Genomic DNA, 21972 nt, shown 5'->3' with positions numbered 1-21972 from the left:
AAGTAGGGAGGGAGTGAGAGGACGCTACACGCTAATGCGGGGCGGCGTGCCGAGGATGGCGCGGCCAAACTGTCCAGCCATTACGGGAGGAAAGCGTGATGCGACTACTGCTGCTGGCGCCCTATGTCGGGTTGCTCTGGGTTCCATTCTATAATTTCGCGGAGCCGAAGCTCTTCGGCTTTCCCTTCTTCTACTGGTACCAGCTCGCCTGGGTGCCGCTGACGTCGCTCTTGACCTATTTCGTTTACAGGAGCGTGCGTCATGACGGCTAACATCGACATGCCGGCGCTCGCCGTCTTCGTGTTCTTCTTCCTGCTCGTCACCGTGATGGGCTTCGTCGCGGCGCGCTGGCGCAGGCCGGAATCGCTGGACCATCTGGACGAATGGGGTCTCGGCGGCCGCAAGTTCGGCACCTGGATCACCTGGTTCCTCGTCGGCGGCGATTTCTACACCGCCTATACGGTCATCGCCGTGCCGGCGCTGGTCTATGCGATCGGCGCCTACGGCTTCTTCGCGCTCCCCTATACGATCATCGTCTACCCGCTGGTCTTCGCCGTGATGCCGCTTCTGTGGAAGGTGGCAAAAAGCCGGGGTTACGTGACCGCCGGCGACGTCGTCCGCGGCTCCTATGGTTCGCGCGCCCTCGAGCTCGCGGTCGCTTCGACCGGCGTCATCGCCACCATGCCCTATATCGCCTTGCAGCTGATCGGCATGGAGGTGGCGATCAAGGCGCTGGGCCTGACCGGCGAAATGCCGATCATCCTCGCCTTCCTGGTGCTCGCGCTCTACACCTATTCGTCGGGCCTTCGCGCGCCGGCGCTCATCGCCTTCGTCAAGGACATCATGATCTATATCGTGGTGCTGGCGGCGATCATCGTCGTTCCGTCCAAGCTCGGCGGCTACGGCGCAGTGTTCGCGGCGGCAGATGCCGCATTCGAGGCGAAAGGCAAGGGCGGGATCCTGCTCGACTCGGCGCAGCTCGTTCCCTATGTGACGCTGGCTCTCGGCTCGGCGCTTGCCGCCTTCATGTATCCGCACACGCTGACCGGCATCTTCGCCTCGGCCGGCGCCAATACGATCCGCAAGAACGCCGTGCTGCTTCCGGCCTATACGCTGCTCCTCGGCCTGCTCGCGCTTCTCGGCTACATGGGTCATGCCGCCGGGCTGCAGTTACAGAGCAACAACGACGTCGTCCCGACGCTGTTCAAGACCCTGTTCCCGGGCTGGTTCGCCGGCTTCGCCTTCGCGGCGATCGCCATCGGCGCTCTCGTGCCGGCCGCGGTCATGAGCATCGGCGCGGCGAACCTCTTTACCCGGAATTTCTGGAAAGTCTGGGTCAATCCCGATGTCACCCCGGCGGGAGAGGCGAAGGTCGCCAAGATCACTTCGATGCTGGTCAAGGTGGGGGCGCTTCTCGCGATCCTCTTGCTGCCGACCCAGTTTGCGCTGGACCTGCAGCTCCTCGGCGGCCTGTGGATCCTGCAGACGCTGCCGGCGCTCGTCTTCGGCCTTTACACGAGCTGGTTCCGGGCTCCCGCGCTTCTTTGGGGCTGGGCAGCCGGTTTCATCGGCGGCACCGTTCTCGTCTGGTCGGATGGTCTGAAACCGCTCCACGCGCTTTCCTTCGACGGCATGACGGTTTCGATCTATACGGGCCTTCTGGCTCTGGCGCTCAACGTCGCGGTCGCCGTGGTCGTCAATCTGTTCGTATCCGCCAAGGCGACGGCACCGGGACCGCTGGCTGTCGCGGCAGAGGGCGAATCAGGCAAGTAGAGCATTTTGCAGTCAGGTGGAATCACCTGACGTCGCACGAATGCGGCAAAAACAAACAGGTAGAGCGGTGGCGCGAACGCATGTGAGCGCAGTCCGCTCCAGGCAAAACCTGACGCCGGCCGAATGCGGCCGGCGTCATCCGATCCCTCCCGTTTGCCTTGCCGGTCAATGAGCGATATGGAGATGATCCGGCAGCGGTGCCGAGGGGAATGCCGCGGAATTGCTGCACAAGGCAGCGGGGTGCTATGGCCGGCTGGCTCGTCCTCTTCATCTCGACGGTTTATGTCGCCGTCCTGTTCCTGATCGCCTGGTGGACGGATCGGCGGGGCGCTGGGCGGGGCTTGCCCGTTGCGACACGCTGGCTGGCGGTCGCCGCCTATCCGCTGACGCTTGCCATCTACAATACGTCATGGAGCTTCTACGGTTCGGTCGGACGGGCGCTCGGCGGCTTCGACTTCCTGGCGATCTACATCGGACCGACGCTGGTGCTCGTCTTCGGCCAGCGGCTGGTTTCGAAGATCATCGCCGTGGCAAAGAGCCAGAACATCACCTCGATCTCCGATTTCATCGCCGCGCGCTACGGCAAGAGCCATACGCTGGCGGCCCTGGTGACCCTGGCCGCCCTCGTCGCCGTCCTGCCTTACATAGCGCTGCAATTGAAAGCGGTCGGCACCAGCTTCGATATCCTGACCTCGCCGGCTCTGCCCGCCGATGGGCGCAACCGGCTGCTCAGCAGCGACAGCAGCCTCGCAGTGGCCGCCTCGATGGCGCTCTTCGCCATCATGTTCGGCGTCCGGCACATCCATGCAAGCGAGCACCATCGGGGCCTGATGGCGGCGATCGCCTTCGAGAGCCTGGTCAAGCTCTCGGCCTTCCTGGCCGTGGCGCTGTTCGTCGTCTACGGCATGTTCGACGGCTTCGGCGATCTGATCGCCCGCGCCGAGGCCGATCCGCGCATGGGGCCGTTGCTGACGCCGGACTTTTCCGATCCGACCTGGATATCGAACACGGTCATCGCCGCGATCTCCTTCCTCTGCCTTCCGCACATGTTTCATGTCGCCGTGGTGGAGAACAAATCGCCGTCGCAGGCGCGTGCGGCCGCCTGGCTCTATCCGGGTTACCTGCTCGCCTTCAGCCTTCTGATGGTGCCGATCGCCATTGCCGGGCTTGCGACGTTCGGGGAGACGGTGAACCCGGATACTTTCGTGATTTCGCTGCCGCTCGCGGCGGAGGCACCCACGGTCGCGCTCCTGGCCTTCATCGGCGGGCTGTCTGCAGCGACCGGCATGGTGATCGTCGCCTCGGTCGCGCTGAGCACGATGCTCTGCAACGACGTCATCGTTCCCGTGCTCCTGCGCTCGCGTCTTCTCGCCAGCGGCGGCGGCACCGTCTGGCCATCGCCCGCGGTGCTGCTCATGGTGCGACGCGTCTCGGTCGCGGCGATACTCCTGCTTGCCTACCTCATGAACCGGATGGTCGACCAGGCCTATCCGCTGACCATGATCGGGCTCCTGTCCTTCGTCGCCATCGCGCAGTTCGGACCGGCCTTCCTCGGCGGATTGCTGTGGCGTCGGGCAAACGCGGCCGGCGCGATTGCGGGGATCGTCGCCGGTTTCGCATTGTGGACCTATACGCTGCTCGTTCCCTCAATCGCGCCGCTCTTGCCGGCCGTCGACGACCTTGTCGTCAACGGGCCGCCGGGAATCCTCTGGCTGAAGCCGCAATCGCTTTTCGGCCTGAGCGGACTGGACCCGATCTCACATGCGACGCTCTGGAGCCTCGGCGCCAATCTGACGGTCTTCGTTGCCCTGTCGCTGATCAGGGGCCGTTCACCGCTGGAGCGGCGCCAGGCCGAGGCCTTCGTGGGCGAGGCGGCGGTCGGAAGGTTTTCGCTGGCGTCCCTGCCGCTCGTCACCGGGCTGGACGACCTGGAGGCGCTGGCCGCCCGTTTCGTCGGACCGGAGCGCAGCGCGCGCGCCTTCGGCGAGTTCCGGGAGCGTTACGGCTCCAGGGGCGGTGCCCGGAAGCGAAGCGACGATCCGGCCGATCTCGATGCGATGCGCTTTACCGAGAACCTCATTGCCGGCGCCCTCGGCGCCGCCTCGGCCCGGGTCGTGATGGCCGCGGCATTCGAGAGCCGCTCGCTTTCGCGCAAGGCGGCCGTGATGCTCGACGAGGCCTCCCAGGCGCTTCACTTCAGCCGCAAATTGCTACAAGGGGCGCTGGAAAGCGTGCCGCAGGGCATCTGCGTCTTCGATCCGGACTTCAACATCGAGGCCTGGAACGGCCGGTTCCTGGCATTGCTCGACCTGCCGAAGGATCTGATCCATGTCGGACTGCCGCTTGCAAACCTGGTAGAGTTCAACCGCGAGCGCGGGGAATACGACGCGGACGACCTCAAGGCGCTGCTCGTCAACAGGGATCTCGCGACCCAGACCTGGCCCTATGTCTACGAGCGGAAACGGCCGGACGGCATGGTGCTCGAGATCGCCTATGACCGCATGGCCGAGGGCGGCTATATTTCGACCTATACCGACGTGACCGGGCGCTACCGTACCGCGGCGACGCTTCGCCGCGCCAACGAGGAACTGGAGCGACGCGTCCAGGAAAGGACGCAGGCCCTGGAGCGCGCCAAGGCGGAGGCGGAACTCGCCAACATGGGCAAGACGCGCTTTCTCGCCGCCGCCAGCCATGACCTGCTGCAGCCGCTGAATGCGGCGCGTCTCTATCTCGCGGCACTCGACGAGAGCCTGCGTGCAGGCGAAGCGGTGAGCGACCAGCGGCAGGAGGAGCGGACGCTTGCAAGCAATGCGGCGGCGGCGCTGTCCTCGACCGAGCGGCTGCTCGACGAGCTTCTGGACATCTCGTCCTATGATTCCGGTGCAGTCCGGGCGCGTCCGGTCGATTTCTCGATCGGCACGCTTTTCGCCCAGTTGGAGCTCGAATTTGCCGCTCTGGCCCGCCAGCGCGGACTGACCCTGCGCGTCGTTCCCTGTTCCGCGGCGGTGCGAACTGATGCACAGCTGTTGCACCGGGTGCTGCAGAATCTCTTGTCGAATGCCATCCGCTACACGCGCACGGGCAAGGTGGTGCTCGGCTGCCGGCGAATGGCGGGTCGGCTTCGGATCGAAGTCCTGGATACCGGCATCGGTATTGCGGCGGAGAAGCAGAAGGAGATCTTCGAGGAGTTTCGCAGGCTCGGGAATGGCCAGGATCACGAGAAGGGAAGCGGGCTCGGCCTCGCGATCGTCGAACGCATCTGTCGCCTCCTCGAGCATCCGATCGAAATCCGTTCGGTCCCGGGACGCGGGACATGCTTTGCCGTGACCGTGCCGCTCGCTGAAAGCGCCACGACGGCACTGGTCCCGGAAAAGTCCTACCTCGGCGATGCGAATGAAAAGGGCTCGCTCGTCGTGCTTTGTGTCGACAATGACGCCTCGATCCTGCAAGGATTGGCCGCTCTCATCGGCCGCTGGGGACACAGGCCGATCATCGCGCGAGATGCGGAAACGGCGCTTGCCGCCGCCGGCGGTGAGGTGCCGGATCTGGCACTCGTCGATTTTCATCTCGACGACGGCGCGACGGGTCTTGAGGTGCTCGGCGCGCTGCGGGAGCATTGGGGACGGGAGATAAGGGGCCTGGTGATCACCGCCGACCGAAGCGAGGAGGTCGGCGCCGAGGCGAGAGCTGCCGGTTGCGACATCATGGCGAAGCCGGTGAAGCCGGCCGCCTTGAGACGATACCTGGACGCTGCAGCACTGGCGAAGCGCACCGGGATCGAGGAGGAGGAGGAAGAGAATGAGCACGCGCATCGTCATCGCCGATGACCATCCAATGGTGCAGGCAGCCCTCAGGAGTGCCCTCGTCGCGGTGCTGCCGGATCTCGAACTGATCGCCTGCCGGTCGGTCGACGAGGTCATCGAGGTGCTTGCCGGGGATCGGCACGAGGTGGATCTCGTCCTTCTCGATCTGACCATGCCGGGAACGGACGGCTTTGCCGGTCTGTTCCTCTTGCATGCCCATCACCCGACATTGCCGGTTGCGATCGTTTCGGCAAAGCAGGATGGCGAGACGATCCGCAAGGCGATCACATTCGGCGCTTCCGGCTATATTCCGAAATCGCTCGACCTGCCCGAGATGGTGGAAGCGATCCGTTGCATCCTCGATGGAGAGGTGTGGACGCCGTCCCGGTCCGGCATCTCGACCGCCGCCGACCCGGACGCCGCCTTCAGCGCGCGCCTGGCCTCGCTGTCGTCGCAGCAATTGCGGATCCTGACGAGAATAGTCGATGGCAAGCTGAACAAGCAGATCGCCGGCGAGCTGGAAATCGCCGAGCAGACCGTGAAAGTGCACGTCTCGACGATCCTCAAGAAACTCGGCGTCGTCAGCCGCACCCAGGCGGCGGTGCTGTGCGAACGCCTGCTGTCGACCGGCACGCGCGACCCTGGTTAGCGCGGGATGCGCGGGTAGCGGTTTTGAAAGCGGCCTATGCGATTTGCCCCTCAACCCGCTGCCGCGACCTTCTCCCCGTCTTGACGGGGAGAAGGGGCAAGCCGCGCCAACCTCGTACCCTCTCCCCGCCTGCGGTGAGCGGCAAAATCAATGTACAGCAACGCCTTAGCCCTGGATCGGCCGCCTCAATCCTGCCGCAACAGCTTGCCGGGATTCATGATCCCGGCCGGATCGAAGGCATGCTTGATCCGCCGCATGAGCTCGATCTCGATCGGGGAGCGGATCGATGCGAGCTCGTCGCGCTTCAACTGGCCGATGCCGTGTTCGGCCGATATCGAGCCGTTGTATTTCAGCACGATCGCGTGAACGATCGCGTTCATCTCGCGCCATCGGCCGAGGAAAGCCTCCTTGTCGGCGCCGAGTGGCTGCGAAATGTTGTAGTGGATATTGCCGTCCCCCATGTGTCCGAAGGCGCAGATGCGTGCGCCGGGCATGGCGGCCATGACCATCGCGTCCGCCTCCGCCATGAAGGCGGGGATGCTCGAGATCGGGACGGAGATGTCATGCTTGATCGAGCCGCCCTCGGGTTTCTGGGCCGGCGACATGCTTTCGCGCATGTGCCAGAGGGTCCTCCGTTGCGCTTCGCTCTGGGCGACGATGGCGTTTTCGATGAGGCCGTCGGCGATGGCGGCTTCGAGCAGGCCCTCCACCATGCGTTCGGCGCTCTCGGCGGAATCCGAGGTGGAGATGTCGATCAGCGCATACCACGGATGGATCGTCTGCAAGGGGTCGCGCACGCCGGGAATGTGCCGCGTGGTGAATTCGATGCCGAGCCGCGGCATCAGTTCGAAACCCGTCAGGGCCGGGCCGCAGAGGCTTGACGCCCGGTCGAAAAGGGCAAGCGCGGCCTCGACGCTCTTGAGGCCGGCAAAGGCGACCTGATGGCCGAGCGGCTTCGGGAAGAGCTTCAGCACGGCGCCGGTGACGACGCCGAGGGTCCCCTCCGCGCCGATGAAGAGATCGCGCAGATCATAGCCGGTATTGTCCTTCTTGAGCCTTCTCAGGCCGTCCCAGATCTCGCCGGTCGGCAGCACGACCTCTAGCCCCAGGCAGAGTTGGCGCATGTTGCCGTAGGCAAGCACCGCGGTGCCGCCGGCATTGGTCGAAAGATTGCCGCCGATCCGCGCCGAACCTTCCGAGCCGAGCGACAAGGGGAACAGGCGGTCGACGTCGTCCGCCGCCTTCTGGATATCGGCGAGAATGCAGCCGGCGTCGGCGACGATGACATTGCCGACGGGATCGATGTCGCGGATGCGGTTCAGCCTTTCGAGCGAGAGGACCATGTCGGCCTTTCCCTCGCGCGGGATCTGCCCCGCCACATGCCCGGTATTGCCGCCCTGCGGAACGATCGCCGTGCGGGTCTCACTCGCGAGCCGCAGGATGCGGGAAACCTCGTCGACCGAACCGGGCTTCAGCACCAGCGGCGTCGTGCCGCGATAGAGGCCGCGCGATTCGACGAGATAAGGCGCGATTTCCGCGGGCGCGGTGAGCGCATTGCCGGGGCCGACGATGTCGACGAAGGAGGCGATCAGTTCGGGGGAAGGAGTGATGGTCGTCATGGCCCTGTCTTTACGCGTTTCCGGGCGCTCGATCGCGGTCTTCAGCCGCGTGGCGCGGCCGCCCGCTGCAGCCGGTCGATGATCGCTTCTCCGAGCCCTTCGCCGGGGACCGGACCGAAGGCGATGGTGGCGGCCCCGCTCGCATCCGCCCTTTTCATATAATCGAAGAGATTGGCGGCCGCCTCCCTGAGATCGCCGCCGGGGCTCAAATCCAGCACGATCGCCGCCTCGCTTTCGCCGGGAAGCGCCTTGCCGCCGAAGCGGATCAGGGCCTCGCCCCTGCGGACATCCTCGGCATTCAGCCGGACCGCGGCTCCCGGCGCATAGTGTGAGGCAAGCATCCCGGGCGCTTCGATGGTCGCGCCGGCGGTCTCGGGGCGCTCGACGGGCAGGCCCGTGAGCGCTTCGATCGCCGCAGCGTCGAGCCCGCCGGGCCTCAGCAGCCGGAGCTTTCCGCCTTCCACCTTGATGATCGTCGACTCGAGCCCGATCTCTGCGGGGCCCGCATCGAGGATCAGTTTCAGCCTGGGACCGAGGTCGGCTTCGACATGGGCGGCGCTGGTCGGGCTGATCTTGCCCGAGGTGTTGGCGCTCGGCGCCGCAAGCGGCCGGCCGAAGCGGGCGATCACCCGCCGAGAAAAGCCTTCGGGCATGCGGATGCCGAGCGTATCGAGACCGGCGGAGGCGAGCGCATGCACGCTGCTTTGCGGCCGCTGCGGCAGGATCAGGGTGAGTGGGCCCGGCCAGAAGGACTCAGCCAGGCGCCGCGAGATCGGGTCGAAGGCGACATGCGCCTCGGCCATCGCCATATCCGAGACATGGCAGATCAGCGGGTTGAAGCGCGGCCGGCCCTTCATCTCGTAAATACGGCTGATCGCATCGGCGTTGGTGGCATCGGCAGCCAGGCCGTAGACCGTCTCCGTCGGGATCGCGACGGGTTCGCCGTCCGAAAGAACCCCGCAGGCTTTCTCGATAGCCCGGTCCGGTTCGGTGCGCGTGTCGATGATCTCGGCCATTGCTCTCTTCACGTTCCTTTTCCGCCGTCGGTATTAATCGAGGTGACGGAAAAACAGAACGATTTTCTTCGTCGGCGCATGTCGAGGCGACCAGATGCGCGGGGACAAGGACCGCCGTCAGAGCCTGCGGATGATCCGGCGCAGCGCGTCGTCGTGCGCGCCGAGCATCAGGACATTCTTCAGCGCAACCTTCGGATCCTGCGTCCGGAAGATCAGCCCGTTGCCGCGAACGTTGCGATTGATGACGATCCGGCCTTCTTCGGCGTCGGGCTCGATGGCGACGGCGAAGTACATGCGGGAATATCCCGCCTGGATGCGATCGAAGAAATGCGTCTCGTTGCCGAGGTCGGAGAAGAAATTCGCGAAATAGAACGACCACGTGATCTCGTGCGCCCTTGCAAGGTGCGTCCTCGCGGCGGTCACGTGGCAGTAGCCGAGGTGGGGGCTTTTGGCGAGCGTGCGGTGAAAGATCATCTTCGGAAACTGGATCGAGGTGTGGAAGCCGTTGATCCTCCGGTAGGTGGTCTCGCCGGCGGCCGTCAGTTTCCGCCCCGTAAGCTCGGCAACCTCGGCATAGCTCAGGTAGCGCCGCTCATCGGCCGTCCAGTGGCGACGCCGGTCGATGCGGCCGGTCCGCAGGAACTCGGTATGGGTCGCGGCTTTCGGCGCTTCGGCCGGAGCCCTTTCGGCAGCGTCGTAGTATCGGAACTTCGCCATGGACGTCTCGGCCCCATCCTGCCCGCAAACGGTTGATCAGTCGAAAGATGGTAAATCATCAGGGTTAACAGACTGTTGGCCGCGCATCCGAGGCCGAGCGACCTAGGATGCCATGTCGCAAAATGGTCAGGCGCCTTCGCGTCGGGAATGGCGCTGACGAAAAAATGAGCAACTGCTCAAGTTTTCTCCTATTGCATTGTTTACAATGTATAATCTTGCTTCGTCGTGCGCCCTCTCCACGGCGCATTCCCTGTCGTCTTTCTGGAAGCGAATGTCGCAGACCGGCAGTTGTTCGGGCAGTCTCGAGGCTTAGATACGGACACTCAAGGTGCCGCCTTTTCAGCGAGGCGGAGAATTGGGAAGCCGGTCAAAACCCGGCGCTGCCCCCGCAACGGTGGTGGAGCAAAGCCACGGCAAAAAGTCACTGGACGTCCCGTCCGGGAAGGCGCCGGGCGGGTCCTTCGCGGACGGCTCCAGAGCCCGGAAACCAGCCTTGACGCGAGAAATAGACCGTAAAGGTTGCGGCGGGCAGCCGGATCGGGACCATCGACGTCGCGGCTTTCTGGCCGGCGCGGGTTCCTGTCCTGCCTCCGAAACAAGGGTGAACGAGGGACCAGGACATGGATATTCAGAACGACATGCTGCGCAAGCTCCAGAACCGCCGGGAAGGCTACAGTCTCGACCGGGCCTTCTACGTGGACCCGGACTATTACCGCCAGGATCTGGAGCATATCTGGTACAAGGACTGGCTCTTCATCGGCCATGACTGCGAAATCCCGCGGGCCGGAAACTATTTCACGGTGCAGGTCGGCGATTATCCGATCGTCGTCGTGCGCGACCGGCAGGGCACGATCCGGGCGCTGCACAATTCCTGCCGTCACCGCGGTTCGCGCGTCTGCACGCAGCACAAGGGCTCTTCCGCCAAACTCGTCTGCCCCTATCACCAGTGGACCTACGAACTGGACGGCCGGCTGCTCTTCGCCCGGCAGATGCCGGAGGGTTTCGACCCCGCTGAGCACAGCCTGAAGCCGGTCCATTGCGAGACGGTCGGCGGTTATATCTTCATCAGCCTTGCCGATCAGCCGATGGATTTTGGGCCGTTCCGCGACATGGTGACGGGCTATCTCGCGCCGCATCGTCTCGGCGAAACCAAGGTCGCCTTCGAAAGCACCATCGTCGAGAAGGGCAACTGGAAGCTCGTCTGGGAAAACAACCGCGAGTGCTACCACTGCGCCGCAAACCATCCGGAGCTCTGCCGCACCTATCCCGAGGCTCCGACGGTGACGGGCGTGAAGGGGGCGATGGACGATCCGGAAATCGGCGCCCATTGGGCGAAATGCGAGGCGGCGGGCCTGCCGAGCGCCTTCAGGATCGGCCCGGCCGGCCAGTTCCGCATGACGAGAATGCCGCTGATCAACGGCGCCGAGAGCTATACGATGTCGGGCGAGAAGGCCGTGCGCCGGCAACTCTCCGCCGCGGTGAACGCCGGCGGCATCGGCACGCTGCTTCTCTTCCATTATCCGACCACCTGGAACCATATCCTCGGCGATCACGCGATCACCTTCCGCGTGCTGCCGCTCGGACCGGAGCTGACGCAGGTCACCACCAAGTGGCTCGTCAACAAGGATGCGGTCGAGGGCGTCGACTACACGCTCGAGGAACTGACCCATGTCTGGACGGAGACCAACGACCAGGACCGGCAGATCGTCGAGGAGAACGCCTTCGGCATCCGCTCGCCGGCCTATGAGCCGGGCCCCTATTCGGCCGAGCACGAGGGCGGCGTGATGCAGTTCGTCGAGTGGTATTCGAGCTTCATGCTGGATCGTCTTCAGGGTGGCGCCACCCGTCTGTCGCGGGTGGCTTGACCCATGGAAATGGCACGCTCCTTCCAGCACTTCGATGAGCTCCAGCCATGGAGAGACCGCCAGCACCTGCTCGAGTGCATTTCGGCGGTCGCCGAGACCGCGGATGTGATGACCTTCACCTTCCGCTCCGACAAGCCGGCCTGGTTCCGCTATCTGCCCGGGCAGTTCGTGACGCTCGAACTGCCCGTCGGCGAGGAGCCGGTGATGCGGACCTACACGCTGTCGTCCTCGCCCTCGCGCCCGCTTTCGGTCGCCGTGACCGTCAAGGCGCAGCCGGGCAGCATCGGCACGCGCTGGATGTTCGACAATCTGAAGCCGGGGATGGTGCTGAAGGCGCTCGGGCCGCTCGGCGACTTCAGCTTCGTCCGCCATCCCGGCGAGAAATACCTCTTCGTCTCGGCCGGTTCCGGCATCACGCCGATGATGTCGATGACGCGCTGGATGGCCGACTGCGCGCCGGACACGGACGTCACCTTCATCTCCTGTGCAAGGCGGCCGGAGGATCTTCTGTTCAAGCCGGAACTCGAAGTTCTCGCCCGCCAGATGCCGCGGCTCCATCTCGGCTTCCTCGTCGAGGGGCACGAGGCGCGCCACGGCTGGCACGGCCTGCGCGGGCGGATCGACGCGACGAAGCTACCGCTGCTGGCGCCGGATTTCCTGGAGCGAACGGTCTTCTGCTGCGGTCCCGAGCCTTTCATGCGCGGTGTGCGCGAGATGCTGGAGGCGGCCGGGTTCGACATGGCGCGCTATCATCAGGAGAGCTTCCAGCCGGCGGCGGCACCCGCGGCCGAGGAACTGGCGGTCCGCGCCGGGCCGGCCGCGGGCGCCGAGGCCGGTGCGGCAAGGGTCACCTTCACCATGAGCGGCAAGGAAGTGACTGCGGTTCCCGGCCAGACGATCCTGCAGACGGCGCGCGCCAACGGCGTCCGCATCGGCGCCGCCTGCGAGGGCGGCATTTGCGGCACCTGCCGGGTAATGAAGGTCGCCGGCGACGTCGAGATGAACCACAATGGCGGCATCCTCGATGACGAGATCGCGGAGGGCTACATCCTCGCCTGCTGTTCGCGGCCGATGAACGACGTTCAGATCGAGGCGTGAGCGGTTGGGGCGGGCGGTCCGCTCTAACGCCGCGCCGGCTGGTTGGGCAGCTCAGCCTCGGCGGCGGTGATGCTGATCGTGCCGGTGACCGTCATGTCGACGCCGGCGCCCGATCCGCCCTCGGCCTCGGCACGGCTGATCAAGAGGGGCTGCAGGACAGCGGCGGGAGCCTGCGCGCGGGCGGCCGGCGCCGTGCCGACCGTCGCGGCGGCAACGACGGTCAGGACCGGCGGCTTCTCCGGCAGGAGCGCGCCCTGGGCCCAGGTCTTCCGGAGCGCTGAAGCCGGCATGGCGGCGACATTCACGTCGATGTCGTTGAGCGTGCCGGGCACGCGGTAGGGGCAACGCTTCTTGCCGCAATTCTGCCCCGACGAGAATTGCCAGAGCGCATAGCCGTCCCAGTTGCCCATCGGGAAGACGTCGCGGATGTCGGGCTTGTAGCGCGCGTACCAGAGCGGCAGGCGCGAAAGCAGCCGGTGCTTGAAGCGATTGGCGGCAATGTGCTTCGCGGTGATGTGGTTGGTATAGAGGATCGGATAGCGCCCGGTGCGGGCCTTGACGTGCCCGGCAAAGACCGCCGCGTCCTCCAGCGACATGTATTTTTCCGGGTCGATGCCTTCGAGGTCGAGGACCATCAATTCGTCCTCGCGCGGGTCCGCATAGTCGAGGAAGTGATTGGCCTGCTCGATGGGGTTGCCGGGCCGCGCCAGGTGGTAGGCGCCCCAGAGCAGTCCTTGCGAGCGCGCGACCATCCGGCGCGTCTGGTAAAGCTCGCGGCTGACTGCGTATTTGCGCCACATCGTCTTGCAATGGGCGACCGTGTCGCCGCCATGGTCGCCGGTGCAGGTGAAGCTTTCCGGCAGGCCGTCGGAGGCCTTGGCGATGAAGCCGGCAATGCGCTTGTCCTTCAGCATCGCTTCCCAGTCGATGCTGTTCAGTTCATAGGCGTCGACGATGATGGCATTCTGCCGTTGTTTCCACGGCTCCAACTCGCTGGCGCGTGTGTTCGCCGCCGCGAAGGTCAGGCCCAAAAGGGCCACCAGGCGCAAGATCATCCCCGAGATCGAGATTCCCCGCTTTTCCATTCTCTGAGATTGCCGACTTAGCGTTAAAAGGTCGTAAATCCCAGCCCCTGGCCCAATCTGCGCGAGACGGCCGTTTCTGTACACCGACCGAGAGCAGCAAAACGTGCGGCAATTCGGCTCTGGATTGTGGGGGGCACCGGATGCTTAATGTTAGGAGGTCGCGCAGTTTTCTAGCGGTCGATGGCGACGGGTACGGTCCATACGAAGTTGACGTTTACGTAAAAATCAATAGTCTGCGGCGCGGGACGATGCATAAGGCGGCCCTTTGGCCGCAAGCGCAGGAGGAGGCACCATGTACAAGGCACCGGTCGAGGAGATCGCATTCACCTTGAAGCACGTGGCCGGCATGGCTGAAGCCCTCGCGGCCGGAACGTTCGGCGAGCTCGGGGAAGACCTGGTCGATGCGATCCTCGTCGAGGCGGGCCGATTCGCCTCGGAAGAGGTGGCGCCCTTGGGTGAGGTGGGTGACAGGCAGGGGTCACGGCTCGTCGACGGGGCAGTCAGGACGCCGGAGGGCTGGCGCGAGCTCTACCGCAACTGGATCGCCGGCGGCTGGAACGGCCTGACGGCGCCCGAGGCCTTCGGCGGGCAAAACCTGCCGCACATGCTGCACGTCGCCGCCATGGAGATGTGGAACAGCGGCTCGATGGCCTTCGCGCTCGGGCCGACGCTGACCATGGGCGCCGTCGAGGCGGTGGAAAAGCATGGCACCGACGCGCTGAAGTCGGCCTTCCTGCCTAAGATGGTCTCCGGCGAATGGATGGGGACGATGAACCTGACCGAGCCGCATGCCGGTTCCGATCTCGGCGCGCTCAAGACCCGCGCCGAGCGCCGCGGCGACGGCACCTACCGCATTTTCGGCCAGAAGATCTTCATCACCTGGGGCGAACACGATTTCACCGACAACATCGTCCACCTCGTGCTGGCGCGGCTGCCCGATGCGCCGCCCGGCACCAAAGGCATCTCGCTGTTCCTCGTGCCGAAGTTCCTGGTCAACGACGACGGCTCGCTCGGCGCGCGCAACGATGTCTTCTGCCATTCGCTCGAGCACAAGCTCGGCATCCACGGGTCGCCGACCTGCACGATGATCTATGGCGACGGCAAGTTCGGCGAGGAGAAGGGTGCGATCGGCTACCTCGTCGGCGAGGAGAACCGCGGCCTCGCCTGCATGTTCACGATGATGAACAATGCCCGGCTCGCCGTCGGCATGCAGGGCATCGCCATCGCCGAGGCCGCCACCCAGAAGGCGATCGCCTATGCGAAGGAGCGCACGCAGGGCAGGGCGCCCGGATGGAGCGGCGAGGGCATGAGCCCGATCATCGAACATCCGGACATCGCCCGCACGCTCCTGACCATGAAGGCGCTGACGCAAGGGGCGCGCGCCATCGCCTATGCCTGTGCCCACGCCGTCGACATGGCGCATGCTTGCGTGGGCGAGGACGCCCGCCACTGGCAGGAACGCTCGAGCCTGCTGACGCCGATCGCCAAGTCCTTCGCGACCGATGCCGGCGTCGACGTCGCCTCGATGGGCATCCAGGTGCATGGCGGCATGGGCTTCATCGAGGAGACGGGGGCGGCGCGCTATCTTCGCGATGCCCGCATCGCGCCGATCTACGAAGGCACCAACGGCATCCAGGCAATCGATCTCGTCACCCGCAAGCTGCCGCTCTCCGATGGCGCTCATGTGCGCGGCTTCATCGCCGAGCTCAAGCGGATCGCCGCGGCGGTGGCGGCGTCGAACAGGGAAGGCTTCGGCGACACGGCGGCGCGGCTCGATGCGGCGATTGCGGACCTCGCCGAGGCGACCGACTGGCTGATCGCGACCCTTGGCGGCGGCAGGCTTGCGGATGCGCTCGCCGGCGCGACCGCCTATCAGCGCCTCTTCGGCCTTGCGCTGACCGGCGCCTATCTCGCGAAAGGCGGCCTTGCCGAAGCCGGTGACGGAAGAGAGGACCGGCGCATCGCGCTCTGCCGCTTCGCGGCGGAAAACCTGCTTGCCGAAACGGCGGCGCTCAAGGACCGCGTCGTCAACGGCGCTTTGAGCCTTGCCGCCGCCCGCGCCGTTCTGGACTGAGAGAGGAAAGGGAACCTCATGACCGACCACGTGCTCGTCGAACGGCCGGAAGCCTATCCCGGCGTCCAGGTAATCCGCTTCAACCGGCCGGAAAAGAAGAACGCCATCACGCGCGAGATGTACGCGAAGATGACGAATGCCTTGACGGTGGCCGGCACGGATCCGGCCGTCCGCGTCACGGCATTCCTCGGAACGCCGGGCTGCTTCTCGGCCGGCAACGATCTCGGCGATTTTCTCGCGGTCGCGACGGGCGGCAGCATGGGGAGCGACCTTCTCGAATTTCTCCGGGCGCTCGCGGGGGCCACGAAGCCGATCGTATCCGGTGTCGACGGGCTGGCGATCGGCATCGGCACCACCATGCATCTCCACTGCGACCTGACGCTCGCCTCCGCCCGCTCGCTGTTCAAGACGCCCTTCGTCGACCTGGCGCTGGTTCCGGAAGCGGCCTCCAGCCTGCTTGCCCCGCGCCTCATGGGGCATCAACGCGCCTTCGCCCTCCTTGCCGCCGGCGAAGCCTTGGAAGCCGGCGAGGCTCTCAGCGCCGGGCTGATCTCAAAGATCGTCGACGAGCAGGCCGTGGAGGAGGAGACGCTTTCGCTTGCGGCGCGCCTCGCCCGGAAACCGCCGGAGGCGCTGCGCATCGCCCGCAATCTCATTCGCGGCGACCGCCAGGATGTGCTCGCCCGCATCGACGAGGAGGCGAAGCATTTCGCGGCGCAGCTGAAGAGCGCCGAGGCGCGTGCCGCCTTCGAGGCTTTCATGCGCCGCTGAACGGGCGAGCCGGTCTGTGACGTCCGAAAGGCTCGATAGTGTCCGGAGCGGACCTTTGTCAGCCGGGCGATGCGGCGGTGAAAACAGCCAGCTGGGCGTCGAATGCGCGCTTATAGGCCGGCCGCGCTTCGCCGCGTGCGACATAGGCGGAGAGGGTCGGAAATTCGTCCAGCAGAGCCGATCCCTTCAGCCTGAGCAGCACCGTCACCATCAAAAGGTCGCCGGCGCTGAATGCGCCATCGAGCCAGTCGGCATCGCCGAGGCGGCTGGAAAGGGCGCCGAGCCGCTTGCGGATGCTGTCCTCGAGGACGCGCAGGCGCTGCTCGTACCAGGGCTCGTCGCGCTCGAGAATCCGGGCGAGAGCACGATCGAAGATCGGCGGCTCCACCGTGTTGAGCGCCGCGAACATCCACGCGATCGCCCGCGCCCGGGCATTCGCATCCTCCGGCAGCAGGCCCCCATGGCGCTCGGCGATATGGAGCACGATCGCCCCCGATCCGAACAGGGCGAGATCGCCTTCCTCATAGGTCGGAATCTGTCCGAAAGGCTGAAGCGCGAGATGCGCGGGTTCCTTCAGCGCCTTGAACGAAAGAAGGCGAACGCCGTAAGGCTGGCCCGCTTCTTCGAGCGCCCAGCGAACGCGCATGTCACGCGCCAGACCCTTGCCGCGATCGGGCGACCGTTCAAAGGCGGTAATCGTGATCGTCATCGGTGTTCTCCCTGGCTTGCCTGTCTTGGAAGACGACCGGCGAAACGAGACTCCGACACCGGTGCTCGAGAAAGGCTCAAAGCCAGTTCAAAGACAGCAAAGGATGCGTTTCCTGCTGCCGGCCGCCGTCGCATCGCTCCTGCCAGATGAAGTGGTCCATAGGGGCTGACTTTTCCAGCGCCGCCACCGCCTCGACCAGAGGAACTGGTCGATCGGGGTCATCGAGGTGGTAGCCGGCGGCAAGGACCGAGAGGTCCCGCGCAAGCGTCACCGGCTTGCGCGAGACCGCACGGATCCCCCTGGGCGCTCGACAAAGCCGCGAGTGCTCCCGGCCTCGTCGTGCCGTCAACGATGCTGGATCAGTGCGCCATCATCTCGCTGGCGATCTGTTCGCCGCTCAGTGAGGAACGATAGTAGGTCGGCCAGTTGGTCACCTCTTTCAGCAATGCCGCGCGGTCGTCTCCCCAATAGAGGTGGTAGTGATCGGCCTGCGCCGGCGCGATGCGGTGATCGCTGAACTGAATGAACCGCGGGGCCGCTTCGTCGCCTTCTGTCTTCTCGAAGATGTAGCGGACGCCGCGATTGCCGGCTTCGTAGGTCAGGATCTCGTAGCCATCGGCAGCGTAACGGCCTTTGGCGGCGCCGCCAGCCTGGTGGAAAGTGACACTGTCGCCGCTGATGACGATGCGATCGACATCGGTCTCGTATCCGGCTTGGTAATAGGCACGGTACTCCTCGGCGCTCTTGTCGCCATCTCTTGCCTTGTGAGCCATGACCGGGTCCAGGGTGCCATTCTCCAGATAAGGATAAACAGACTGCCAGTCGCCCTCCCAGTCGGAGAGCGTCCGCGGTTCGACCTGGCCATCTTCGAAATGCCCTTTGTAAATGGCGTCGTCGGAACCGTGAGAATGGTCATGCGCTCTGTCATGGTCATGTGAGCGGCTTTGCGCGGCAGTGTCGTCGACCCGTTGGTTTCCCTGCGCCTGCACTGCGAAAAGCAACACCGAACCTATCGCCAAAGCGCCAATGTACCTGGTGACCGCAAACTGCATTTTTCTGGACCTCTACCTGTGTTGAAGAAAATGATCGCGTTACGTTATTACGTAACAAAATGCAGGTAGCCGATCTCCCTTGGCGTGGCAAGGCCAAAACGGCCGGCGTCGCTTAAGCTCTGTGAAATTCAAAACTCAAGTAGACGCTTGACTTTCTGTCGGGCAGCCTGTTACTTAAGTGTATGGTTGAGCATTCGAAGCAACTGGACCTGGCCTTTCACGCGCTCTCGGACGCAACCCGCCGGGGCATTCTCGATCGTCTTTCACGGGGGCCGGCGTCGGTAAGCGAACTGGCCAAGCCTTACCAATCATCGCTCGCCGCGATCCATCAGCACGTGCAAGTGCTCGAGGCGAGCGGGCTGATCGTGACGGAAAAACGCGGCCGCACCCGCGAATGCCGCATTGCCGGCGAGGCCGTGCAGCGTGTCGAGAATTGGCTGAGCGAGCGCCGCCAGCTCTGGGAGAGTCGCTTCGACCGGCTCGGCAGGCTGCTCGAAGGCGGCGACATCACGAAGGGAGATAACGCATGACGCCAGCCCCGTTCTTCCACGGCACCTTCACGCTGAAGCGCGTCTGGGCGGCTCCTCCGCAGCGGGTATTCGACGCATGGTCCGATCCGGAGCTCAAGGCGCAATGGTTCACCGGCCCGCCGGACCGTTGGACATTGCTGCGCCGAACGATGGACTTTCGCGTGGGCGGAGAGGAGGTTCTGGAAGGGCGCTTCCAGGAAAGCGGCACGGTGACGCTTTTCGAGGCCCGCTTCCATGTGATCGAGCCGGCCCGGCGTCTCGTTTATACCTATGACCTGCATCACTCGGGACGCTTCCATTCGGTCACCTTGTCGAGCCTGGAGCTCGAACCGGAAGGCGGTGGAACCCGCGTCTCCTACACCGAGCAGATCGTTTTCCTCGATGGCCGGGACGGCACCGCCGACCGCCGCCACGGGACCGGAATTCAGTTCGACATGATCGAAGCGACCCTCAAATCCTGCGGAGCAATGCTATGACCCTCGCACTCTACGGGCATCCATTTGCCTCATTCGTCTGGAAGCCGCTGATCGCGCTCTACGAGCGCGGGGTTTCCTTCACGTTCAAGATGATCGATCCCGATCACCCCGAGAACCAGGCAAAAATTGCTGCGCTGTCGCCGACGGGGCAATTTCCCGCACTGGTCGACGGCGATCGGGAAGTCACGCAGAGCAACGCCGTGATCGAGTATCTCGACCTGTTTCACGGAAACGGGACGCCGATGATACCGGAGGATAGGCGTCAAGCGTTGGAGGCCCGCATGATGGCCGACGTATTCGACGATTACGTCCATGTGCCGATGCAACGGATTGTCGGCGATGCCCTGCGCAAGAAGGAGGAGCGCGACCCGCGCGGCGTCGCCGATGCGCATGCGCAGATGGAACGCTGCTACGCCTGGCTGGAGCCGCGCCTGCAAGGGAAAGATTGGGCTGCCTGCGGCAGCTTCACGATTGCCGACTGCGCCGCCGCGCCGGCGCTTTTCTACGGAGACTGGGTTCATCCGATTGCCGAGCGGTATCCCACCCTTGCGGCCTACCGGGCGCGGCTCCTGTCACGCCCCTCCGTGGCCCGGGTCGTTGACGAGGCCCGCCCTTACCGGAGCTTCTTTCCGCTCGGAGCACCCGACAGGGATTAGCTCTCCCGGAGAAAGGAGGATCACTTCTCCAGCGTCGCCACCGCCTCGACATGCGCCGACCAGAGGAACTGGTCGATCGGGGTCACCGAGGTGATGCGGTAGCCGGCGGAAGCGAGGATCGAGAGGTCACGCGCGAGCGTCACCGGGTTGCACGAGACCGCGGCGATCTTCTTCACGCCCGAGCGGGCGAGCTCGTGACACTGCGCCTCGGCGCCGGCGCGCGGCGGGTCGAAGACGATGGCGTCGAAGACCTTCAGTTCCTGCGCCATCATCGGCCGGCGGAAGAGGTCGCGTTTCTCGACCGTCACCGGCTTCAGCCCCTGCGTGTTGCGCGCGGCGAAATCCAGCGCCTTCAGGGCCTTGTCGTCGCCTTCGACGGCGTGGACGCGTGCCGTCCGGGCGATCCTCAGCGCGAAGGTGCCGATCCCGGAAAAGAGGTCGGCAACGCGTTTCGCCTTGCCGAGATGATTGAGCACCAGCTTCGCCATCGCTTCTTCCGCCGGACGCGTCGCCTGCGTGAAGGCCCCGGGCGGCGGCGATACCGGCACGCCGCCAAAATCGATCGACGGCTTCACCGGCTCGATGATGATCTCGCCATTGAGGCTGACGCGGGCGATGCCGCGTTCGCCGAGAACGGCCTCCACGGTCGCGCGCCTCTGTCGATCGCCGAGCTTGATCCCCTCGAAGGCAAGGTCGAGGCCGGTTGCCGTTTCGAGCACCGTGATGCGGAAGGGTTCGGCGTTGGACGCCATCGCGGAGGCGATCTTGCGTATCGTCGCCAGCCGCGAGACGATGCCCGGGCTGGAGATGGGACATTCGCCGATCGCCACGATGTGGTGGCTTTCCGCCTGGTTGAAGCCAAGCAGCAACTCCTTCTCGGTTCGCCGTGCGGTGAAGACGACGCGGCGCCGCTCACCTGGCCGCGCGATAATCAGCGGAGCGATCTCCGGCTCGAGGCCTTTCGCCCTGAGGGCATCGACGACGAGTTGGCGCTTGAATGCGTGGTACAGCCCGTCGGCGGCATGCTGCAGCGAACAGCCGCCGCAGGTGCCGTTGACGCCCTCGGGTCCGAAGTGCCGGCACGGAGGCTCGACCCGCTGCGCAGAAGCCTCCTTCAGCGCGATCAGCGTGCCGTGCGCCTTGTTGACGGCAAGCGCGACCAGCTCGCCGGGGAGCGTGAACGGCGCGTAGACGGGGCCGGCTTCGGTCTGCGCGATGCCGTCGCCCTGCGCGCCCAGCCGGCCGATCGTGACGATTTCGGTGCTCATGGTTTCCGCCCCGCGAGAAGGAATTCCTTGTTGCCGTCGCCGCCAGCAATGGGCGAGGGGATGAGGCCGAGGCTCCGCCAGCCCATTTCCTCGACGAGCCAGCGCTTGAGTTCGGCCGCGACGGCCGGAGCGCTCTCCGGATCCTTGAGGAGACCCGCCTTGCTGATCGCATCGCGGCCCGCCTCGAACTGCGGTTTGACGAGGAGGACGCAATGCGCGCCGGGTTCGGCAATCGCCAGTGCCGGCGGCAAGGCGAGCTTCAGCGAGATGAACGACACGTCGGAGACGACGAAGGTGACCGCCCGGCTGCCGAGATCGTCGGGGCCGAGGGATCGGGCGTTCAGTCCCTCGATATTGGTGACCCGCTGGTCTTCCGCAATGCGCGGATGCATCTGCCCGTGTCCGACGTCGATCGCGACCACATGCGCGGCGCCGCGCTTCAACAGGACCTCGGTGAACCCGCCGGTCGAGGCGCCGATGTCGAGGCAGGTCTCGCCGGAGGGATCGAGGCCGAAATGGTCGAGCGCGGCCACGAGCTTCAGGGCCGCGCGCGACACATAGGCCTGCGCCGGGTCGTCGATCGTGATCGTCACCCCTTCGGCGAAGGCCGAAGCCGGCTTGGTCACGACGCGGCCGTCGACCTTGACCGTTCCGCGCTGGATGGCATCGCGCGCGCGGGCACGGCTGGCGACCAGCCCCTTGTTCAGGAGCAACTGGTCGAGGCGGGTCATTGCAGGGGGCTGGCTGGACATGCGCCCCTCATCGCGCGTCGCGCGCCGCAATGCAAGGGACCCCGATGAGGGGAACCGCA

The 21972-nt window shown here is 65.2% G+C and carries 19 protein-coding genes and 1 riboswitch; of the genes, 11 read left to right on the top strand and 8 right to left on the bottom strand.

Translation table 11 applies throughout. From position 1 onward, the window contains the following. Positions 1 to 98 precede the first annotated feature (98 nt). From ATB98_RS28020 to ATB98_RS15050, 4 genes are all read left to right on the top strand, one after another. Positions 99 to 272: a DUF3311 domain-containing protein gene (locus ATB98_RS28020; protein ID WP_153435568.1), complete on the top strand. Its 174-nt coding sequence runs from the start codon at positions 99 to 101 to the stop codon at positions 270 to 272. Next, on the top strand, positions 262 to 1773 hold the full coding sequence (gene mctP / locus ATB98_RS15060) for a monocarboxylate uptake permease MctP (RefSeq protein ID WP_066875013.1): 1512 nt from the start codon (positions 262 to 264) through the stop codon (positions 1771 to 1773). Before ATB98_RS28020 ends, mctP begins: the two co-directional genes overlap by 11 nt. Before the next feature lie 245 nt (positions 1774 to 2018). Then, a complete protein-coding gene (locus ATB98_RS15055; RefSeq protein WP_066875010.1) occupies positions 2019 to 5600 on the top strand; it encodes a hybrid sensor histidine kinase/response regulator in 3582 nt (1193 codons plus the stop codon). Then, positions 5572 to 6225, top strand: coding sequence for a response regulator (locus ATB98_RS15050; RefSeq protein ID WP_066875008.1), 654 nt, complete (start codon positions 5572 to 5574; stop codon positions 6223 to 6225). The genes ATB98_RS15055 and ATB98_RS15050 overlap by 29 nt, the downstream gene beginning before the upstream one ends. A gap of 185 nt (positions 6226 to 6410) precedes the next feature. Here ATB98_RS15050 and ATB98_RS15045 read toward each other — a convergent pair whose 3' ends face one another. From ATB98_RS15045 to ATB98_RS15035, 3 genes are all read right to left on the bottom strand, one after another. Beyond that, complete coding sequence (locus ATB98_RS15045) at positions 6411 to 7844, bottom strand: FAD-binding oxidoreductase (RefSeq protein ID WP_066875006.1); 1434 nt, start codon at positions 7842 to 7844, stop codon at positions 6411 to 6413. Positions 7845 to 7885: 41 nt separating this feature from the next. Beyond that, on the bottom strand, positions 7886 to 8860 hold the full coding sequence (locus tag ATB98_RS15040) for an L-threonylcarbamoyladenylate synthase (RefSeq protein WP_066875005.1): 975 nt from the start codon (positions 8858 to 8860) through the stop codon (positions 7886 to 7888). Positions 8861 to 8977: 117 nt separating this feature from the next. Next, the gene (locus ATB98_RS15035) at positions 8978 to 9577 is read right to left on the bottom strand and encodes a DUF6656 family protein (RefSeq protein WP_066875004.1); all 600 of its coding nucleotides are present in this window, start codon (positions 9575 to 9577) and stop codon (positions 8978 to 8980) included. A gap of 309 nt (positions 9578 to 9886) precedes the next feature. Beyond that, positions 9887 to 10087: riboswitch (cobalamin riboswitch) on the top strand. A gap of 110 nt (positions 10088 to 10197) precedes the next feature. Here ATB98_RS15035 and ATB98_RS15030 point away from each other — a divergent pair. Next, positions 10198 to 11442, top strand: a complete 1245-nt coding sequence (locus ATB98_RS15030) for an aromatic ring-hydroxylating oxygenase subunit alpha (RefSeq protein WP_066875003.1) — start codon at positions 10198 to 10200, stop codon at positions 11440 to 11442. Between the two features lie 3 nt (positions 11443 to 11445). Further along, complete coding sequence (locus tag ATB98_RS15025) at positions 11446 to 12540, top strand: hybrid-cluster NAD(P)-dependent oxidoreductase (protein WP_066875002.1); 1095 nt, start codon at positions 11446 to 11448, stop codon at positions 12538 to 12540. A gap of 23 nt (positions 12541 to 12563) precedes the next feature. Here the strand turns inward: ATB98_RS15025 and ATB98_RS15020 are convergent, their stop codons facing one another. Then, positions 12564 to 13625 carry a glycoside hydrolase family 25 protein gene (locus tag ATB98_RS15020; protein WP_066875001.1) on the bottom strand — a complete coding sequence of 354 codons (1062 nt, stop codon included), beginning with the start codon at positions 13623 to 13625 and terminating at the stop codon, positions 12564 to 12566. Positions 13626 to 13917: 292 nt separating this feature from the next. On the opposite strand from ATB98_RS15020, the gene ATB98_RS15015 reads away from it, so the two are divergent. Further along, entirely contained in the window at positions 13918 to 15699 is a 1782-nt protein-coding gene (locus ATB98_RS15015; RefSeq protein ID WP_066874996.1) for an acyl-CoA dehydrogenase, read from the top strand. Between the two features lie 18 nt (positions 15700 to 15717). Next, positions 15718 to 16470, top strand: a complete 753-nt coding sequence (locus tag ATB98_RS15010) for a crotonase/enoyl-CoA hydratase family protein (protein ID WP_066874994.1) — start codon at positions 15718 to 15720, stop codon at positions 16468 to 16470. Between the two features lie 58 nt (positions 16471 to 16528). Here the strand turns inward: ATB98_RS15010 and ATB98_RS15005 are convergent, their stop codons facing one another. Next, positions 16529 to 17179: a glutathione S-transferase family protein gene (locus ATB98_RS15005; RefSeq protein ID WP_066874992.1), complete on the bottom strand. Its 651-nt coding sequence runs from the start codon at positions 17177 to 17179 to the stop codon at positions 16529 to 16531. Positions 17180 to 17538: 359 nt separating this feature from the next. After that, entirely contained in the window at positions 17539 to 18231 is a 693-nt protein-coding gene (locus tag ATB98_RS15000; RefSeq protein WP_066874990.1) for a ZinT family metal-binding protein, read from the bottom strand. 182 nt (positions 18232 to 18413) lie between these two features. Here ATB98_RS15000 and ATB98_RS14995 point away from each other — a divergent pair, with 182 nt between their 5' ends. Genes ATB98_RS14995 through ATB98_RS14985 form a run of 3 tightly spaced genes read left to right on the top strand, consistent with a single transcriptional unit; the run spans position 18414 to position 19893 of the window. Beyond that, positions 18414 to 18761 carry an ArsR/SmtB family transcription factor gene (locus ATB98_RS14995; protein ID WP_066874988.1) on the top strand — a complete coding sequence of 116 codons (348 nt, stop codon included), beginning with the start codon at positions 18414 to 18416 and terminating at the stop codon, positions 18759 to 18761. Next, positions 18758 to 19237 (top strand): SRPBCC family protein, encoded by a 480-nt coding sequence (locus ATB98_RS14990; RefSeq protein ID WP_066874986.1) that lies wholly within the window; start codon positions 18758 to 18760, stop codon positions 19235 to 19237. The genes ATB98_RS14995 and ATB98_RS14990 overlap by 4 nt, the downstream gene beginning before the upstream one ends. Beyond that, positions 19234 to 19893 (top strand): glutathione S-transferase family protein, encoded by a 660-nt coding sequence (locus ATB98_RS14985; protein ID WP_066874984.1) that lies wholly within the window; start codon positions 19234 to 19236, stop codon positions 19891 to 19893. Before ATB98_RS14990 ends, ATB98_RS14985 begins: the two co-directional genes overlap by 4 nt. A gap of 20 nt (positions 19894 to 19913) precedes the next feature. Here ATB98_RS14985 and ATB98_RS14980 read toward each other — a convergent pair whose 3' ends face one another. Together ATB98_RS14980 and ATB98_RS14975 are read right to left on the bottom strand one after the other, a co-directional pair. Beyond that, a complete protein-coding gene (locus tag ATB98_RS14980; protein ID WP_066874982.1) occupies positions 19914 to 21161 on the bottom strand; it encodes a class I SAM-dependent RNA methyltransferase in 1248 nt (415 codons plus the stop codon). After that, positions 21158 to 21913 carry a TlyA family RNA methyltransferase gene (locus ATB98_RS14975; protein ID WP_066874981.1) on the bottom strand — a complete coding sequence of 252 codons (756 nt, stop codon included), beginning with the start codon at positions 21911 to 21913 and terminating at the stop codon, positions 21158 to 21160. Before ATB98_RS14975 ends, ATB98_RS14980 begins: the two co-directional genes overlap by 4 nt. Positions 21914 to 21972 lie beyond the last annotated feature (59 nt).

Origin of the sequence: Sinorhizobium saheli (assembly GCF_001651875.1) — a bacterium.
GTDB lineage: Bacteria > Pseudomonadota > Alphaproteobacteria > Rhizobiales > Rhizobiaceae > Sinorhizobium > Sinorhizobium saheli.
This window is presented reverse-complemented; position numbering and strand designations above follow the sequence as displayed.